This window comes from Rothia sp. HMSC065C03 (assembly GCF_001837295.1).
GTDB lineage: Bacteria > Actinomycetota > Actinomycetes > Actinomycetales > Micrococcaceae > Rothia.
The window spans coordinates 811,795-829,219 of sequence record NZ_KV832006.1 but is presented as its reverse complement, the minus strand read 5'-3'; the positions used below and the strand labels follow the sequence as shown (position 1 = coordinate 829,219).

Genomic DNA, 17,425 nt, shown 5'->3' with positions numbered 1-17,425 from the left:
GGTTGCACGACAAAAAGGGAGGGAACGCCAGCACCAACAGCTTAGCCCTTAGAGCCGCTCTAAGCGCAACTAAGGCACACGAAGCTCAACAAGGCAGAAAAATATTAGACACGAACCGTCATCAAAATAGTCCGGTGAGCCTGCACCCCGTAGAAACCCTGCAGACACCCAGCAGAAAACACAACAACGGCCTATACGCTCCCAAAGGAACGTATAGGTCGTTGTGCGCTATCTAGAACTTGCCCCAGAACCCACCCCGGAATTTACCTCAGTGCGGGTGCGGGGCAAAGCCCAGAAGGAAAGATGAGACGCCAGCGAATTAGACGCCAGTGAATTAGACGCCGTAGTACAGCTGGTACTCAAGCGGGTGCGGAACCAGCGAGAGCGGCTCCAGCTCGTTCTTACGCTTGTAGTCAATCCAAGCCTGAATCAGGTCCTCGGTGAAGACGCCGCCCTCGAGCAGGAAGTCGTGGTCAGCCTCCAGAGCCGCCAGCGCCTCCTCCAGGTTAGCCGGAGCCTTCTTGATGTCCTTAGCCTCTTCAGCGGGCAGCTCGTACAGGTCCTTATCGATCGGTGCCGGCGGCTCAATGCGGTTACGGATACCGTCCAGACCAGCCATCAGCTGAGCAGCAAACGCGAAGTAGGGGTTAGCGGAGGGGTCCGGTGCACGGAACTCCAGACGCTTAGCCTTCGGGTTGGTGCCGGTAATCGGGATGCGGATACCGGCGGAACGGTTACCCTGCGAGTACACCATGTTGATGGGAGCCTCGTAGCCGGGAACCAGACGCTTGTAAGAGTTCACGGTCGGGTTGGTGAACGCCAGAACAGCGGAGGAGTGCTCAATCAGACCGCCAATGTACCAGCGTGCGGTGTCAGAGAGGTTAGCGTAGCCGCGCTCATCGTAGAAGAGGGGCTCGCCGTCCTGCCACAGCGACTGGTGGCAGTGCATACCGGAGCCGTTGTCACCGAACACGGGCTTGGGCATGAAGGTCACGGACTTGCCCCATGCGTCTGCGGTGCCCTTGATGACGTACTTGAACTTCAGCAGGTCGTCAGCAGCCTTGGTGAGGGTGTCGAACTTGTAGTTGATTTCTGCCTGGCCGGCTGCGCCCACCTCGTGGTGGCTACGCTCAACCTCAAGGCCAACCTCGTCCATTGCTACGCACATTGCGTCACGCAGGTCAGCCTGCTTGTCGACGGGGGAGACGGGGAAGTAGCCGCCCTTGACGGGGGTCTTGTTGCCCAGGTTGCCGCCCTCTTCCTTGCGGCCGGTGTTCCAGGGGGCCTCATCGGAGTCGATCTTGTAGAACACGGAGTTCGGCTCGACCTGGTAGCGGACGTCCTCGAAGACGAAGAATTCAGCTTCGGATGCGAAGAATGCGGTGTCTGCAATGCCGGTGGACTGCAGGTACGCCTCGGCGCGCTCAGCGACGCCGCGGGGGTCACGGTGGTAGGGCTCGCCGGTGCGGGGGTTCACGATGGAGCAGATGATGACCAGGGTCTTCTCAATGCGGAAGGGGTCAACGTACGCGGACTGAACGTCGGGGATTAGCTGCATGTCGGACTCTGCAATGCCCTGGAAGCCGCGAATGGAGGAGCCGTCAAAAAGCTGGCCGTTGACGAAGAAATCGTCATCAATCGCCTTAGCGGGCAGGTTGAAGTGCTGCTGCACGCCGGGCATGTCGGTGAATCGGATATCGACGAAGACTACTTCTTCGTTCTTGATAAAGTCGAGAACTTCCTGGGGGCTGGTAAACATGAGGACTGCTCCTTGTTCGACTGACGGTGCAGGAGGGTATCTTCCCTCATCACATTCAGTCTTTGGTTTAGTTTTTGGCCGCGGGCAAAACCCTGTGACATATCAAGCATAGTGGTTATTTTTTGCGCGTGCGTGACTATCGTGTTTCGGTAATGTTACAAATCCTGGAAAGGAGTTACATCTTGGTTGTCTTACGACACACAGCGCCGCGCTACCGCCCTCTAATAAAGCCAATATCAATGCCAGCAGCAGCGCAATAACTGGGCGTAACAAAAGGCCCCGACCCTCCCCACACGGGAAGAGCCGGAGCCTTCAAAACCTCATATCAGCGTCTCGCTTAGCGGCCGCGCATCGCACGACGGTCGGGGCGTGCACGCATCGGGTCAATACCCTTAGGAACAGCGTTCATCGGGTTACGCATAGTGTTCAGAGTGCTCAGGCGACCAGAAACAACCTGCATCTCCTGCTGAGTCAGAGCCTTCGGAAGCTTGTTCATGGTCTTCACAACGTCCTTGAGCTCAACCTGACCCTCATCGTGACCGGTCTCAATCACATGAACCGGCACACCGGGAGCCACACGAGCCAGGTGCTTCTTCTCAGTGTTCACCAGCGAGTTCACGCGGCTGTGAGGGCCCTCGGTCACCAGCACAATACCGGGACGGCCCAGCGCACGGAACACCAGATCCTGGTTGCGGTTCGCAGCAACGGGCTGCTCCTCAACAATCCAACCGCGGCGCACCGAGTTCATCGCTGCACCACTACGACCGGGCTGGTTCTCAATCTGAGCAAAAGCCGCAGTCTGCGCGCGGCGACCCAGCAGAAGCATCGCCACAATAGCGGCAACGCCCAGACCCAGAATCAGGAAAGTAATCCAGTTACCCAGGGCAATACCGATGAGGAGGAAAACCAAAAGGGTACCCAGAGCCGACAGACTCAGAATCCAACCGATATTCGGGTCGGACTTCTTGGTCATCTGGTAGACCTGCTTCATCTGGGCGAAAGTGCCCGGAGTGCGTTCCTTCTTCTTTTTCTTCTCTTCGCGCTTATCTGCCACGATTCTTCCTCGGCTGGTTCTTCCGCGGCCCCGAGAAGCGCCTCAAACGCTCACGGAACCATAGTGACGTAACGATGCAGTGTATGCCTGCAATTTTTCTAGTTTACCCTACCCGCACAAGGGACGGGGCATAAGGGGAGGCTCCCCGAACACCGGACGAACACCGGGTTCGAGGAGCCTCAACGCTCTCAGAAAGATTCTGAAAAGGCTTAGTAGCCCGCAGCCACCAGGGAGGAGGCTTCCTGCAGGGCTGCACCCTCACCCTCAATGTGGGCAAGGTTCTCAGGGATCGGGTAGCCGTTCTTACGCATTGCACGAGCCCACAGGCGACCTGCACGGTACGAAGAACGAACCATGGGACCCGCCATAACGCCAGCGAAACCAATCTCCTCAGCCATGTTTGCAAAATCCACGAACTGCTGCGGCTTCACCCAACGCTCAATCGGGTGGAAGAGCGGGCCGGGGCGCAGGTACTGGGTGAGGGTAATGATGTCACAACCAGCATCGTGCAGATCGCACAGCGCCTCGTAAATCTCGTCATCGGTCTCGCCCATACCCAGAATCAGGTTGGACTTGGTGACCATGCCGCCTTCCTTAGCCTGGGTAATAACATCCAGGGAACGCTCGTAACGGAACGCCGGGCGAATCTGACGGAAGATACGGGGGACGGTCTCCAGGTTGTGCGCGAACACCTCAGGCTTAGCGTCAATCACCTTCTGAACATGCTCGGGAACACCCTTGAAGTCGGGGACGAGCATCTCAACGCCGGTGTTCGGGCACATCTTGTGAATCTGGCGGGTGGTCTCTGCGTACAGCCACGCACCGCCGTCTTCCAGATCGTCACGAGCAACACCGGTCACGGTTGCGTAACGCAGACCCATGACCTTCACGTTCTTAGCAACCTTGAACGGCTCAGCGTAGTCAACAGCGACGGGCTTACCGGTAGCAATATTGCAGAAGTCGCAACGGCGGGTGCACTCGGAACCACCAATCAGGTAGGTTGCCTCACGGTCTTCCCAGCACTCGTAGATATTGGGGCAGCCAGCCTCTTCACACACGGTGTGCAGGCCCTGACCGCGAGCCAGCTCGCGCATCTCGTTGTATTCGGGGCCAACAATAGCCTTGGTCTTAATCCAGTGAGGCTTCTTCTCAATGGGAACCTCAGCGTTACGGGCCTCCACACGCAGTAGCTTGCGTCCTTCAGGTGCGGTGCTCAAAAGTCTTCTCCTTGGTCTCGGTGTGCCCTCTGTGCAGGTGGGCCACCCTCTATTTTACGCCCGCTCAGGCGTAGGTGAAACTGATTTTCGTATATGACGAACAAACCCGGATGCGCGGCTCGTTCAGTGCCTTTCGGCTGTACCTAGCTCCGGTGTCTAGGTTCCGGTGTCTAGTCCTGCGCCGCAATGGGCTCGAAAGACTCCGCCAGGCGGTCCTGGTACTTCAGAAGCTCCGCCTCCAGCGGCTCCAAAATATCGGCGGGGGTGACGGTGCGGCCCAGCTGCTCCGAAATAGTGGTAACACCCGCATCGCTAATGCCGCAGGGAATGAACTGCTGGAAAGGTGCGGTGTCGTTGCAGCAGTTGATTGCGAAGCCGTGCATGGTGGTGTTACGCGAAACGCGCATGCCCAGTGCCGCGATCTTCTTGTCCTGGGTGATGCCGTCGCCCAGGATCCACACGCCGCTACGGCCCTCAACGCGCTCACCCTTAATGCCCAGACCAGCCAGGACGTTAATGATGATTTCCTCGACGATGCGCACATACGCCACCACGTCAATGGGCTCGGGCAGGCGCAGAATCGGGTAGCCGGTCAGCTGACCGGGGCCGTGCCAGGTCAGCTTGCCGCCGCGGTCAATCTTGACGACAGGGGTGGACTTGTCTGCGGGGTACTCGTGGTCTTCGGTGCGTTTACCGGCAGTAATCACTGCCTCGTGCTCAAGTAGAAGAATCGTATTCTGGCGGGTGCGGTTAGCCACCTCATCGTGGATGCGGTACTGCTTGTCCAGGCACTCAACATAGTTCACATAGTTCGGGGCGAAGCCCACGCGTTCAATCGTCACAGACATACTTTCTACCTTAGTACTGCTGGTGGAGGGAAGAAAATTAGGGCGCCCTGAATCACGTGATGAGCGAACACGTCGGAATGTTACGTGAGGGTGTGCTCAAGGGGAGGAACGGTGAATAAGCAGATAAATACCTGAATTAACCTTTGGGGTCCTTTGGAGTATTTGAACTATTTTAGAGTGCTTAAAGATATTGTTTGATGTAATTTGATAACATGATGGTATGAGAAGTAAAGAAGCACACGTTCTGGAAAGCATCGCCAACCCGGCTCTGCCCACCCTGCAGATTGTTGAGTACCGGGGTGGAACAACCGCAAGTACACCCACTGAGAGCGCACCCGCCGTACGTTCCGTGCCCTCCGCGCACCCCGAACGCTACACCCTGCGCACCATTTCTCACCCCGCCCCGCCAGCTCCCTCCGCCCAGCTGGCTCCTGCCGCGCCCACTCTGCGCGCGGCAGCCAACGGGTACGGATTCGAGGAAAACACGGATGCATCCGCTCAGCGGCACGCCCAGACCCCGCAAGTAGCCGCCGCCCTACGTAACGCGCCCGGACTCGCCAAGCTCCACGCCGTTACTAGTGGGAGCGCCGATAGCGCCAATCGGCTGTGCCTCTGGTACGAGCCCCTCGACGCGGGCACTCTCGACAAGCTCCTGCGCGCTCGCACCCTGACACCCGCCGAGCTCATGACCCTGGCACGAACCCTGCACCGGGCGCTCGGCAGCCTCAAAAAGGTGGGGGAGGGGCGCGCCGAACTAAGCGCCGAATACATCGCGCTGAGCGCCGCCGGAGTGCCCAAACTCCTGCTACCTGACGCCGTCTACCGTGAAACGGCCCCTCAAGACGGAGAACAGCTCACCGCCGCTCGGGGCAACTACGCACGCTCCGCAGCAGCCCTGCTCTGGCAAGCCGCCTGCGGGCACGCGCCGGAACCCTCCACCGCCCGCGTACCCCTCTCACTGCGCATGGATTCACAGCGCATGGGAGCCGCCGACACCGCAACCGAAGGGGCGCCCAACAGCGAGTGGATTGAGCGCCTCGGCAGAGCCCTCGAATACCTGCTGGACGCACCCGCCCAGGAGGCGGCGCTCGCAGGGCTCAGCTCCGTGGTCGCCCTGGCGGAGGAGGTGCCGCCTCGCCCGCTCAACGTCTACCTGAGCTGTTCAGAACGAGCCCGCGCCCTCATTCCCGTAGCTGTGGAGCCCGCGCCGGTACAGAAGCTCTCAAAGACGCAGAAGGCGCAACGCTACCTGGCGGAACGTTTGCCACACGTGAAGAAGCCGGGTGTGAAGAAATCGGGGCGCGCAGCTACCGCAGGTTCTAAGCCACTGACTCCCACTGGGAGCCCTGCGGTGAGCTTCACAAAGAGCCCCGCAGAGACCGCGCCGTCCGCCCTAAAGAACGCAGAAGCGACAGGCACATCCCGCCTGACGGCGCTACGCGGTGCGCTGAGCCGTCCCTCCGTACGTCTGGGCGTAGCCGCGCTCGCACTGGGGGCTATCGCGCTGCCTCTCGGGTTCACCCTCTACGGGCAGAACGCTCCGGCAACGGCGCAGCCCGTATCCGCTCAATCCGTGAACACTGCGGGGGAGCAGGAGCCCGGCGGCACGGAAACACAGGATCAGAGCACACAGGATACAGCCGCGCAGGATAAAAGCGCACAGGGCGATCAGATCCTACGCGCACTCATCGACCAGCGAAACCAAGAACGCCGTGCCCGAGGCGGCGCAGAGCTCACCGTCGACACCGCCGAAGAACTCAGTCGCGACAGCGAGAACATCCGCGTGATGGCGGTAGTCTCCGTGCCCGGCTACCGCGCCGATAAAACCGAGCGGGAAGCCCGCAAGCTCAGCGAAGAAAACGGCGTCACCCGCCAGAAAGTCATCTTCGACCTGCACCGCGGGGAGAAAGGCTGGGAGATAGCCCGCGCCGAACCCGTACCGGCATAGCTGAGGCCGCGTAACTAACACCGTGTAACTGACACCGTAGCAACGCGGACACAACAAAAGGCGGCGGCCCCACCCACCGAAGTGGATGGAACCGCCGCCTTTTTGCTCACTGTCCGGGAAAACCCGGAGAGCTACACTCGGCTACCCATCAGGGCACCGCCACAAGGAAACTTCCTTGAATCTTTGCAGGTCTTAGAGGCCCAGCTCAGACTCGAAGTTTGCCTCCTCCAGGCGGGTCTTGAGGGTGTGCAGGAAGCGACCTGCGTCCGCACCGTCGACCACGCGGTGATCGTAGGTGAGGGACAGGTAGCACATGGAGCGGATAGCGATAACGTCGTTACCGTCAACATCCTTAACAACCATGGGGCGCTTCACGATGGAACCGGTACCGAGGATTGCAACGTTCGGCTGGTTGATGATCGGGGTGTCGAACAGTGCACCGAAGGAACCAATGTTGGTGATGGTGAAGGTCGAACCCGACAGCTCCTCGGGGGAGATGTCGCCGGTACGTGCGCGGCCACCCAGGTCGCCAATAGCCTTTGCCAGGCCAGCAATGCCCAGGTCAGAAGCGTTCTTGATGACGGGAACCAGCAGACCCTTGGGGGTGTCCACAGCAATAGCGATGTTCTCGGAGCCGTGGTAAGTGATCTGCTTGTAGTCTTCGGTCATGGAAGCGTTCAGAGCGGGGTGCTGCTGCAGAGCCTCAGCGGATGCCTGGACGAAGAAGGGCAGGAAGGTCAGCTTAGCGCCCTCACGAGCAGCGAAGCCGTCCTTAGCCTTTGCACGCAGCTGAACGATGCGGGTCACGTCAACCTCGGTGACCTGGGTCAGCTGGGTGGAGATGTCCAGGGACTCACGCATACGCTTTGCAATAACCTGGCGGATACGTGCGGTCTTCTCGACGGTGCCACGCTTGGGGGAAACCTCGAAGGTGTGCGGTGCCTTTGCGGAGCCAGCAGCCGGAGCGGCAGCTGCAGCGGGTGCAGCAGCGGCGGGAGCAGCGGAACCCTTAGCAGCGATAGCAGCCTGAACATCCTGCTTGCGGATGCGGCCACCAACACCGGTGCCCTTGACGGTGGACAGGTCGATGCCGTTGTCCTTAGCGAGCTTACGGACCAGCGGGGTCACGTATGCTTCGCCCTCAGCAGCTGCCGGAGCGGCAGGTGCAGCGGGAGCTGCAGGTGCTGCGGGAGCAGCCGGAGCCTCAGCAACCGGAGCGGGTGCAGCGGGAGCAGTCGGAGCCTCAGCAACCGGAGCGGGAGCAGCAGGTGCAGCAGCAGCGGAAGCGTCGCCGATGATAGCCAGAACCTGGCCAACCTCTGCGTCCTCATCCTCGGGGATGCGGATCTCGAGCAGGGTACCTGCTACGGGGGAGGGAACCTCGGTGTCAACCTTGTCGGTGGAAACCTCAACCAGGGGCTCGTCAACCTCAACCTGCTCGCCAACTTCCTTCAGCCAGCGAGTAACGGTGCCCTCGGTCACGGACTCGCCCAGTGCGGGCAGTACGACCTCGATGCCTGCAGCAGCAGCTGCGGGAGCAGCCTGAGCAGCAGCGGGTGCAGCGGGAGCCTCAACAGCTGCGGGAGCAGCCGGAGCAGCAGCACCGGAACCGTCGCCAATGATAGCCAGAGCAGCGCCAACCTCGACGTCCTCGTCCTCGGGGACGAGAATCTGCTCAACAACGCCTGCTACGGGGGAGGGGACCTCGGTGTCAACCTTGTCGGTGGAAACCTCAACCAGGGGTGCGTCAACCTCAATGGTGTCGCCGACCTCAACGAGCCAGCGGGTAACGGTACCCTCGGTCACGGACTCGCCCAGTGCGGGCAGTACTACGGTGTGGGACATAATCTTTCCCGTTCTCCTTGTGAATGCTTGAACTAGAAAAATGTGAGCGGCGACCCGGATGCGCGCCGCATGCGTCGAAACATGTCGACGCGCATCCGGATAGGGGCGTTGTTCAGCGGATACGCCCGGCAACCGCTAACGACCAACGGTCGTCAATACTAAGCTGACGCGCTAACGCCAGTCAGCAAAATTTATGCGCTGTGCAGCGGGGTGCCGTTCAGGACCATTGCAGCCTCACCCAGGGACTCGTTCTGAGTCGGGTGTGCGTGGATGAACTTAGCGACGTCCTCGGGGAATGCTTCCCAAGCAACCCACATCTGAGCCTCACCAATCTGCTCACCCATGCGCTTACCAATAGCGTGAACACCAACGATGGGGCCGTCCTTCTGGCGGACAACCTTCACGATACCGGTAGCACCGAGGATAGCGGACTTGCCGTTACCAGCCAGGTTGTACTCAGCGGTCTCAACGTTCTCAGCGCCAAACTTCTCCTTAGCCTTGGGCTCGGAGTAACCAACGGAAGCGATCTCCGGGTCACAGAAGGTGACCTTGGGGATGTTCACGTCTTCAACGATGGAGGGGTTCAGGCCAGCGATCTCTTCTGCAACGAAGATACCCTGCTGGTAACCGCGGTGAGCCAGCTGAACACCGGGGACGATGTCGCCAACAGCGTAGATGTTGCCAACGCCGGTGTGCAGGCGCTCGTTAGCCAGGACGAAGCCGCGATCCATGGGGATGCCCTGCTCCTCGTAGCCCATGTTTGCGGTGTTCGGGCCACGACCAACAGCAACCAGAACGATCTCTGCCTCGAAGACCTTGCCGTCAGCCAGGGTGACCTTAGCACCGTTAGCGTCCTGCTCAACCTTCTCGAAGAGGGTGCCGGTGTTGAACTTGATGCCGCGCTTCTTGAACGCGCGCTCCAGAACCTTGATGATTGCCGGGTCCTCGTTGGGAACCAGGTTCGGCAGGCCCTCGATGATGGTGACGTCAACGCCCATAGCGTTCCACATGGATGCGAACTCGCAACCAATCACGCCGCCGCCGAGCACGATAGCGCTCTTGGGCAGGTAGTCCATCTCCAGTGCCTCAGTGGAGGTCAGAACGCGACCCTCAATGGGCAGACCGAAGGTCTTGGAGACCGAGCCGGATGCCAGGATAATGTTCTTACCCTTGTACTCAACACCACCGACGGTGATGGTGTCCTGAGCGGTGAGCTTACCCTCGCCGGGGATAACCTCTACGCCCTTCATCTTCAGCAGGCCTGCAAGACCCTTGAACTTACCGGAGACGATGCCGTCCTTGTAATCGCGAACCTTGCCCATTTCGATGGACTGCAGCACAGCGTTAACGCCAACCTTGGACGCCTCGCGTGCCTCTTCAGCCAGCTCAGCAGCGTGCAGGTACGCCTTGGTGGGGATACAGCCGGTGTGCAGGCAGGTGCCGCCGACCTTTTCCTTCTCGACCAGGCCGACGGTGAAGCCCAGCTGGCGTGCGCGAATAGCTGCAGAGTAGCCAGCGGAACCGCCGCCGAGGATGAGGATGTCGAATTCTTGAGCCACGATATTGCTCCCTTGCATAGTTGTTGGGGTTGAAACCCCTGCAATGAGTTCTTTTTACCAATTTATTGGTAGGTTCCTCAGCATGCGCGAAAGGCCCGCGAGCTCGAAAAGTCGCGCGCCCTCCACGTACGCAGAAAAACACTTAATACAACAATACCCCCGTTGAAGGTCGTTTAAGTTCACTCAGGGCGGTTTTAGCCGATTAATCGCCCAAACACCCCAAATTTTTCACTACGCAAGAAAAGGGGCGCGTCATAGAACAGTGCGATGACAGGACCACCGCAGCGGTCGCACAGAACGCACCCACGAAAAGACGCCAAGGAAAGATGCAGAGGAGGGCTCCCCGGTAGAAGTACCGGAAAGCCCTCCTCTGATTAGCCCTATGCTGTGCGGCTGCGCACCAGATAAGGGGCACCAGTTAGGATGCTCCAGTTAGGGCGCGCGCCCAGCCAATCAGACTACTTAGCGTAGGACTCGATGAAGTTCACCAGGGTAGCGGTACCGAAACCGGTGCCTTCCTTCGGAGTGAAGCCGTACGGGGACTCCTCATTGAACGCGGGGCCCGCAATATCCAGGTGAGCCCAGGGGATGCCCTCGCCCACGAACTCCTTCAGGAACAGGCCCGCAGTCAGCGCGCCACCGTAGCGGGAACCAATGTTCTTCAGGTCAGCAACGGGGGACTCCAGGCTCTTACGCAGGTAGGACTCCAGCGGCATCGGCCAGTAAGACTCACCCGCAGCAGCACCGGCTGCAATCACGCGGTCGCGAATCTCCTCGTCACCGAGCAGAGCCGCAGTGCGCAGGCCCAGAGCAGCCATAGCGGCACCGGTCAAGGTAGCGATGTCCAGGATGACGTCCGGGTTCGACTCGGAAGCCAGAGCGATACCATCAGCCATGACCAGGCGGCCCTCAGCGTCAGTGTTCAGCACCTCAACGGTACGGCCATCACGCATGGTGATAATGTCCTCCGGGCGCAGTGCGTGACCGCCGGGCATGTTCTCAGCCAGGCACAGGTAACCGGTGACAGCAACCGGAACATCCAGCTCAGCAGAAGCAACCACAGCGCTCAGAACCGATGCCGCACCAGCCATATCGCACTTCATGGTCATCATCGAAGCGGCAGGCTTCAGCGAGTTACCACCGGTATCGAAGGTGATACCCTTACCAACCAGAGCAACGTGAGCCTTCGGGTTCTCCGGGGTGTACTTCACAACGGCAAGAACCGGCTTGCGGGGCGAACCCTGACCAACACCGGAAATGCCGCCGAAGCCCTCCTCTGCCAGGCGGTCGTGGTGGAACAGTTCAATCTCAATGTTCGAGTAATCCTCAGCGACCTCAGCAGCGAACTCAGCGAAAGTCTCCGGGTACAGGTGCGACGGGGGCAGGTTCACCAGGCGGCGAGCGTCCTTAGCGGTCTCGCCCAGAACCAGGCCGTGCACCAGAGCCTCTTCAGCCTCTTCCTGATCAATCGAAGAAACAATCAGAATGGACTCGATTTCTTCCTTGATCGAATCCTTGGTCTTGAAACGCAGACCCTCTTCAATGAAGTTGCCCAGCACAGCGCCGTGAGCAATAGCCTCAATTTCCTCTACCGAAGAAACGCCGAAATCGAAAGCAATCTCCTCGGCAGAACCAACCAGCTGACGAGCCGCAGAACCGGCAGCGTAACGCAGAGCGTCCAGACGCTCCTGACCCTCAGCAGTATCAGAGCCCAGACCCGCCAGCGCCACAATGCCGGCACCGGTGTCCTCAAGGCCGGGCAGACGCAGCAGCTGATCGGGGGCACCCGAGGCGCCCAGCGCCTCCAGCAGCTCGTTAATACCCTCAACAGAGTCCTCAGACAGGGAGCTCGGCGCCAGGTACGCACCGTCCGAACCCTTCAAAACGCCCAGAACCAGAACGTCAGCTTCGAGCGCTTCAAGGTCGGTGCTGTGAATAGACAGAGACAGAGACATCGTTACTCCTTTGCGTATGTCTTCTCAAAATAGTCGGGGCACATCCTCGCGCCCGAAAAACTCAACTGTAGGCCCTCGAAGAGTGAGGATGAATACCGCCGCGCAAAGCCGCGCGGACTACTGCTTCTACTCTACACGGATATGTAAGAGGGCGTGAGGTTCAGCTCTCACCCCGAACAGCTGGCAGAACAGAAAAACACGCAAGAAGCCGAGCCGCAGCGTCTTAAGAACGTCGACAAGACACCAAACAAGTTCACCTACTGCGAGAAAAGCCCACACACTGTCGAGACAGGGCAGTAGTGGCATAAAATGAAAGACTACGGAAAGCGTCAGATAACAGAAGACGCCCCTTCGCCCCAACACCTCGGGTACCGGCAGAAAACACTAAGCCCACCCGAACGCGGCGCGAACCAGACAGAAGTGAGGAGGCGTAATGCTCAACCCCGAAGATCTCTACTTAGCCAACACCAAAATATTGGACGACCCCAGAATGCACGGGCTAACCCTCGTCATCGCCCTCTCCAGCCCGCAAGACGCAGGCTCCACCGCAGGGCAGCTCGGGCAGGTGCTGCTCAGCGAACTCAAAAACATTGAAATCGTCGAGTTCGACAGCGACCAGTTGCACGACTACCGTGCCCGCCGCCCCTACATCCGCTACGAAAAAGACCACTTCGAAAAGCCACAATACCCGCAGCTGAAGCTCTACGCCGTAGAAGACAGCCTCGACAAGCCGTTCCTGCTACTCACCGGTGCCGAACCGGACCTGCAATGGCAGCGCTTCGAAAAGGCGGTGCTGACCATCGCCCAGCGGGTCAAGCCCTCGCTGGTCGTGCTGGTCTCCGCATTCCCCATGCCGGTGCCGCACACCCGCCCCTTCCCGATTACCGCGCACGGCTCCCGTAAGGACCTGATTCGCGGCATCTCCCCGTGGAAGCCCAGCGCGGACGTGCACGCAACCGTCACCAACCTGCTGGAAGTGCTCTTCACCGAAAACGGAATCGACACCGTAGGCTTCGGCGTGAACATTCCCCAGTACATTTCGGAGGCGGACCTGCCGCAGGGCACCCTCACCGCCCTCGAACACGTGGGCATGGCAGCGCACCTCTCCCTACCCACCGAGAACCTGCGCGAAGCCGCACGCCACGTGCACAGCCAGATCAACGACCAGGTCAAGCAGAACCCCGAAATTGGTCGCATGATCACGACTATGGAAGAGAACTACGACGAGAACTTCCGCACCTCCGACATCGCGGTTCCCCTCTCGCGACGCGACGCGCACAACGTGCCCAGCCGCGACGAGATTGGTGCGCTCTTCGAGCGGTTCCTCGACGAACAATAGGTACGCGCAGTAGGGGAAAGCACTCGGGGCGCCCTTACTCTGCATGACGGATTATGACGCGGCACCCCGCACCGCTGTGGACAAACCCCATCGTACAAACGAACAATACGAATAAATCTGTGGATACTTCGGAATCATGAACCGAAGTATCCACAGATTTATTTGTATAACCTGAGCACCCGCGCAAACCATGCCACCGTGAAGGCATGAACGCAAACAACATCTCCAATGGCAATATCCCCAACAGCGGCTACGACACGCCCCCGCCCATCCGCAACGAATACGACGTGCTTAGCTGCGCCCTCCACCAGCACGGCTACTGGCCCGACCACTCACTCATCATCCTCACCGCAACCGACAACACCCTCGGCCCCAGCCTGCGCGTCAACCTACCCAACGAACCCTGCACCCTGCCCGAACGCGCTGACTTCCTCCACGAAACCTTCGCCAAACTCCCCACCTGCCACAACGGTGAAACCCTCACCCGCTTCTACACCGTCATCGTCGACGGCGACAACACCGTACGCCAACGCCAACTCAACCCCGACACCGCGCAACTCGCCGCCATCGAAGAAATCCAAGAGGACGTCGACACCCAAATCAACATCAACACCTGGCTCCACCTGCTCCACGACCCGCGCATCGTCAGCGAACTACGCTGCGAAGACATCATCTACGCCGGCGGCGCCAGCATCTGGGCGCTCGACCCCGAACAGCAAGCGCTCACCCTCCTCGCACCCATCGAAGAAATCCACCACAGCGGCTACTACACCTGGCTCACCCGCCACGGCGACACCATCGCCCCCAACGCCCAACACAACTACGCCCACAGCCCCTGGGACACCGACCCCACCGGCAACCCCGAAACCCGCCACGACTGGGAAAACGCCGTAGAACTCTGGGACCACACCCGCACCAACACCGCACGGCGCGACGACGCCCGCCGCACCAACGTCCACGCCATCTACCACCAAGCCCAAATCGACCTCTGCTACTGGGACGCCGCCATCAACGCCGCCGCGCACCTGCTCGCCACCCACCCGGTCGATGATGCTAAGGCACCCACCATCGGTGATGCGCTGCGCGACCTCATCCCCGCCGAAGTCGCCGGGCACCTACGCGCCTCCATCGCACCGATGGCGCTCAACCCCATCACCCCCGAAATGCTCACCTACCTCGCCGGATACGGGCTCAACCACACCCAAAAAGCGCTCGCCCACATGCACTACGCCGCCCAACACACCAACTACGCCCTTGGCGGCCCCCGGCCCGTCGCCCTCCCAGACATCGACCCGCTCGAACCGCCCCACTACGGCACCCGCATCACCCGAAAAACCTACATGCCCGAAAGCTTCACCCACATGCTCAGCACCGCACCCGGCACCGACCAGACACACGTACGCGCCGTACCCGAAAAATGCGTGCAATGGCAAGACTGGATCCGCCGCACCCACCGCGCTATTCAGCAAAACCGCAGCGTCCAACAAAACCGCAGCATCCAACAGGTCAACCTCGACCACTGGACACTCCAAGAACTCAGCCCCTCCGACCTCGCCGTCACCACCGAACTCAACACCATCAACCGAGAAGTGCTCCCGCGCCTGCTCAAACAAAGAGACTCCAACGACCACACCGCCGCACGCAAACTCGAAGAGATCAGCCAGCGAATCGACGACGCCTACACCAACAGCGAATACCTCGCCAACCCCAACCACCAAGCCGTCTACACCCACTACCTCGACGCCCTCAAAGGAGAACTAGGCAGCCCCCACTGGGAGCGCCTCAACGGGCTCGAACTACTCACCAGCCTGCTCACGCCCCACAGCGCCGACGGCGAATACGCAACGCTGCGCAACACCCAAGCCTGGGCCAACTGGTACAAGGGCTACAGCACCTACGCCCGCCTACTCCGCCAAGAAGCCCACCGCCACACCACCGGAGAAGACCTCAACATCCTCGACGTACACCTCAACGCGGGATGCCTACCCGCCTGGATCAAACACACCATCTGCGGCGAACCCGGCGCAAACCGCCAGCCCATCAGCACCCTCAAACCACGAAAGGTCTAAAGCCCTGCACCCATAAAACGAGGCATAAAACAGGGGAGGGGCACGCCACCACCCGGCACGCCCCTCCCACACACAACCGTACACAGCCGCACCCACCCAAAACCAGGCCCACAAGCCACCCAAACAGCGCGTCAAGTTGAAAGCAACCAAAAATCTGCAATACTTATATATTGACCCCGTATAGTCAATGCGCTACAACGCGCCCTCAAACCGCTCCACACAACGAGCAACGGAACCCTGCAAACCACCCAACGCACGCGGAATAAAACCCGCCACCACAGCGTTAAAACGGACAAACGCAGCAAACACCCCGACCGAGGACGCCAGCACAGACTTGACAGGGTCTTAGGTGTTTTGCAAACAAAACACCCCACCACAAGCCAGAAAGGGTTCTAGTGGCACCTGCAACCAGCAAGAAGACCGCGACCGGCGACGCAACCGAAGAAACCGTCGCAAAAACCACCACCAAGACCACCCGCACCAAGAAGGCAACCACCAAAGCCGCAGCAGCAACCGAAGACACCACCGGCGCAACCGCCGAAACCGGTGCCGAAACTACTGTCGAAACCGAGGCAGACAAGCCCAAGCGCACCCGTAAAACCACCACCAAAACCGCAACCAAGCGCAAGACCGGCGGCCGCCGCAAAAAGAACGACGACGACGAATTCGACCTCGGACTCGACGAAGAACTCGAAACCACCGACGCCGAAGACGAAACCGACGAAGAAGACGAAGAAACCGTAGCCAAAAAAGAAGAAAAGAAGGCCGCGGAAGAAGTAGCAGCCAAGGGTTCCGGCTTCGTCCTCACCGCAAACGACGACGACGACGCACCCGCACAGCGCGTCGTCACCCCCGGCGCAACCGCCGACCCCGTCAAGGACTACCTCAAGCAGATTGGCAAAGTCTCCCTGCTCAACGCACAGCAGGAAGTCGACCTCGCCATGCGCATCGAAGCAGGCCTCTACGCCGAACACAAGCTCGCCGAAAACCCCGACATGGACAAAGACCTCAAAAAAGCCCTGCGCTGGGTCATCCACGACGGCAAGCGAGCCAAGAACCACCTGCTCGAAGCCAACCTGCGACTCGTCGTCTCCCTCGCCAAGCGTTACACCGGCCGCGGCATGCTCTTCCTCGACCTCATCCAGGAAGGCAACCTCGGCCTCATCCGCGCCGTCGAAAAGTTCGACTACTCCAAGGGCTTCAAGTTCTCCACCTACGCAACCTGGTGGATCCGCCAGGCCATCACCCGCGCCATGGCAGACCAGGCCCGCACCATCCGCATCCCCGTGCACATGGTAGAAGTTATCAACAAGCTCGCCCGCGTGCAGCGCCAGATGCTCCAGGACCTCGGTCGCGAACCCACCCCCGAAGAACTCGGCAAGGAACTCGACATGACCCCCGAAAAGGTCATCGAAGTCCAGAAGTACGGCCGCGAACCCATCTCCCTGCACACCCCCCTAGGTGAAGACGGCGACTCCGAATTCGGTGACCTCATCGAGGACTCCGAGGCAGTCGTCCCCGCAGACGCAGTGTCCTTCACCCTTCTGCAGGAACAGCTCCACTCCGTGCTCGACACCCTCTCCGAGCGTGAAGCCGGCGTGGTCGCAATGCGCTTCGGCATGACCGACGGCCAGCCCAAGACCCTCGACGAAATCGGTAAGGTCTACGGCGTGACGCGTGAGCGTATCCGCCAGATCGAGTCCAAGACCATGTCTAAGCTCCGTCACCCGTCGCGTTCGCAGGTACTGCGAGACTACCTGGACTAGGAAACATCACCTAGATTGAGCGGACGTAGCCGGTTCCCGCTCGCGGGGGAGTGCCCCCTCTGCGGC

The 17,425-nt window shown here is 60.0% G+C and carries 10 protein-coding genes and 1 pseudogene; 4 read left to right on the top strand and 7 right to left on the bottom strand.

Going from position 1 to position 17,425, the window contains the following annotated elements:
• Positions 1-334: 334 nt before the first annotated feature.
• From glnA to lipB, 4 genes and pseudogenes are all read right to left on the bottom strand, one after another.
• Positions 335-1,759: a type I glutamate--ammonia ligase gene (gene glnA / locus HMPREF2605_RS08850; RefSeq protein WP_005508615.1), complete on the bottom strand. Its 1,425-nt coding sequence runs from the start codon at positions 1,757-1,759 to the stop codon at positions 335-337.
• 337 nt (positions 1,760-2,096) lie between these two features.
• A complete protein-coding gene (locus HMPREF2605_RS08845) occupies positions 2,097-2,813 on the bottom strand; it encodes a DUF4191 domain-containing protein (protein WP_070848074.1) in 717 nt (238 codons plus the stop codon).
• Positions 2,814-3,022: 209 nt separating this feature from the next.
• Positions 3,023-4,030, bottom strand: coding sequence for a lipoyl synthase (gene lipA / locus HMPREF2605_RS08840; RefSeq protein WP_005505472.1), 1,008 nt, complete (start codon positions 4,028-4,030; stop codon positions 3,023-3,025).
• A gap of 170 nt (positions 4,031-4,200) precedes the next feature.
• Positions 4,201-4,890 (bottom strand): annotated as a pseudogene (gene lipB / locus HMPREF2605_RS08835) (lipoyl(octanoyl) transferase LipB); the annotation flags it as partial.
• Between the two features lie 208 nt (positions 4,891-5,098).
• Between lipB and HMPREF2605_RS08830 the strand changes: the two are divergent.
• Positions 5,099-6,826, top strand: a complete 1,728-nt coding sequence (locus HMPREF2605_RS08830) for a peptidase (RefSeq protein WP_070848071.1) — start codon at positions 5,099-5,101, stop codon at positions 6,824-6,826.
• A gap of 192 nt (positions 6,827-7,018) precedes the next feature.
• On the opposite strand, the gene sucB is transcribed toward HMPREF2605_RS08830, so the two are convergent.
• The 3 genes from sucB to HMPREF2605_RS08815 all read right to left on the bottom strand — a co-directional run bounded on the left by sucB (position 7,019) and on the right by HMPREF2605_RS08815 (position 12,185).
• Positions 7,019-8,671, bottom strand: coding sequence for a 2-oxoglutarate dehydrogenase, E2 component, dihydrolipoamide succinyltransferase (sucB, locus tag HMPREF2605_RS08825; RefSeq protein ID WP_070848069.1), 1,653 nt, complete (start codon positions 8,669-8,671; stop codon positions 7,019-7,021).
• Positions 8,672-8,862: 191 nt separating this feature from the next.
• Positions 8,863-10,248 (bottom strand): dihydrolipoyl dehydrogenase, encoded by a 1,386-nt coding sequence (lpdA, locus tag HMPREF2605_RS08820; RefSeq protein ID WP_070848067.1) that lies wholly within the window; start codon positions 10,246-10,248, stop codon positions 8,863-8,865.
• 440 nt (positions 10,249-10,688) lie between these two features.
• Positions 10,689-12,185 carry a leucyl aminopeptidase gene (locus HMPREF2605_RS08815; RefSeq protein WP_070848066.1) on the bottom strand — a complete coding sequence of 499 codons (1,497 nt, stop codon included), beginning with the start codon at positions 12,183-12,185 and terminating at the stop codon, positions 10,689-10,691.
• Positions 12,186-12,618: 433 nt separating this feature from the next.
• Here HMPREF2605_RS08815 and HMPREF2605_RS08810 point away from each other — a divergent pair, with 433 nt between their 5' ends.
• The 3 genes from HMPREF2605_RS08810 to HMPREF2605_RS08800 all read left to right on the top strand — a co-directional run bounded on the left by HMPREF2605_RS08810 (position 12,619) and on the right by HMPREF2605_RS08800 (position 17,359).
• Entirely contained in the window at positions 12,619-13,524 is a 906-nt protein-coding gene (locus HMPREF2605_RS08810; RefSeq protein WP_005505492.1) for a PAC2 family protein, read from the top strand.
• A 206-nt stretch (positions 13,525-13,730) separates the two neighbouring features.
• Positions 13,731-15,593: a metal-dependent hydrolase gene (locus HMPREF2605_RS08805; protein WP_070848065.1), complete on the top strand. Its 1,863-nt coding sequence runs from the start codon at positions 13,731-13,733 to the stop codon at positions 15,591-15,593.
• Positions 15,594-15,988: 395 nt separating this feature from the next.
• Positions 15,989-17,359, top strand: coding sequence for an RNA polymerase sigma factor (locus HMPREF2605_RS08800; protein ID WP_070848063.1), 1,371 nt, complete (start codon positions 15,989-15,991; stop codon positions 17,357-17,359).
• Positions 17,360-17,425: the final 66 nt, after the last annotated feature.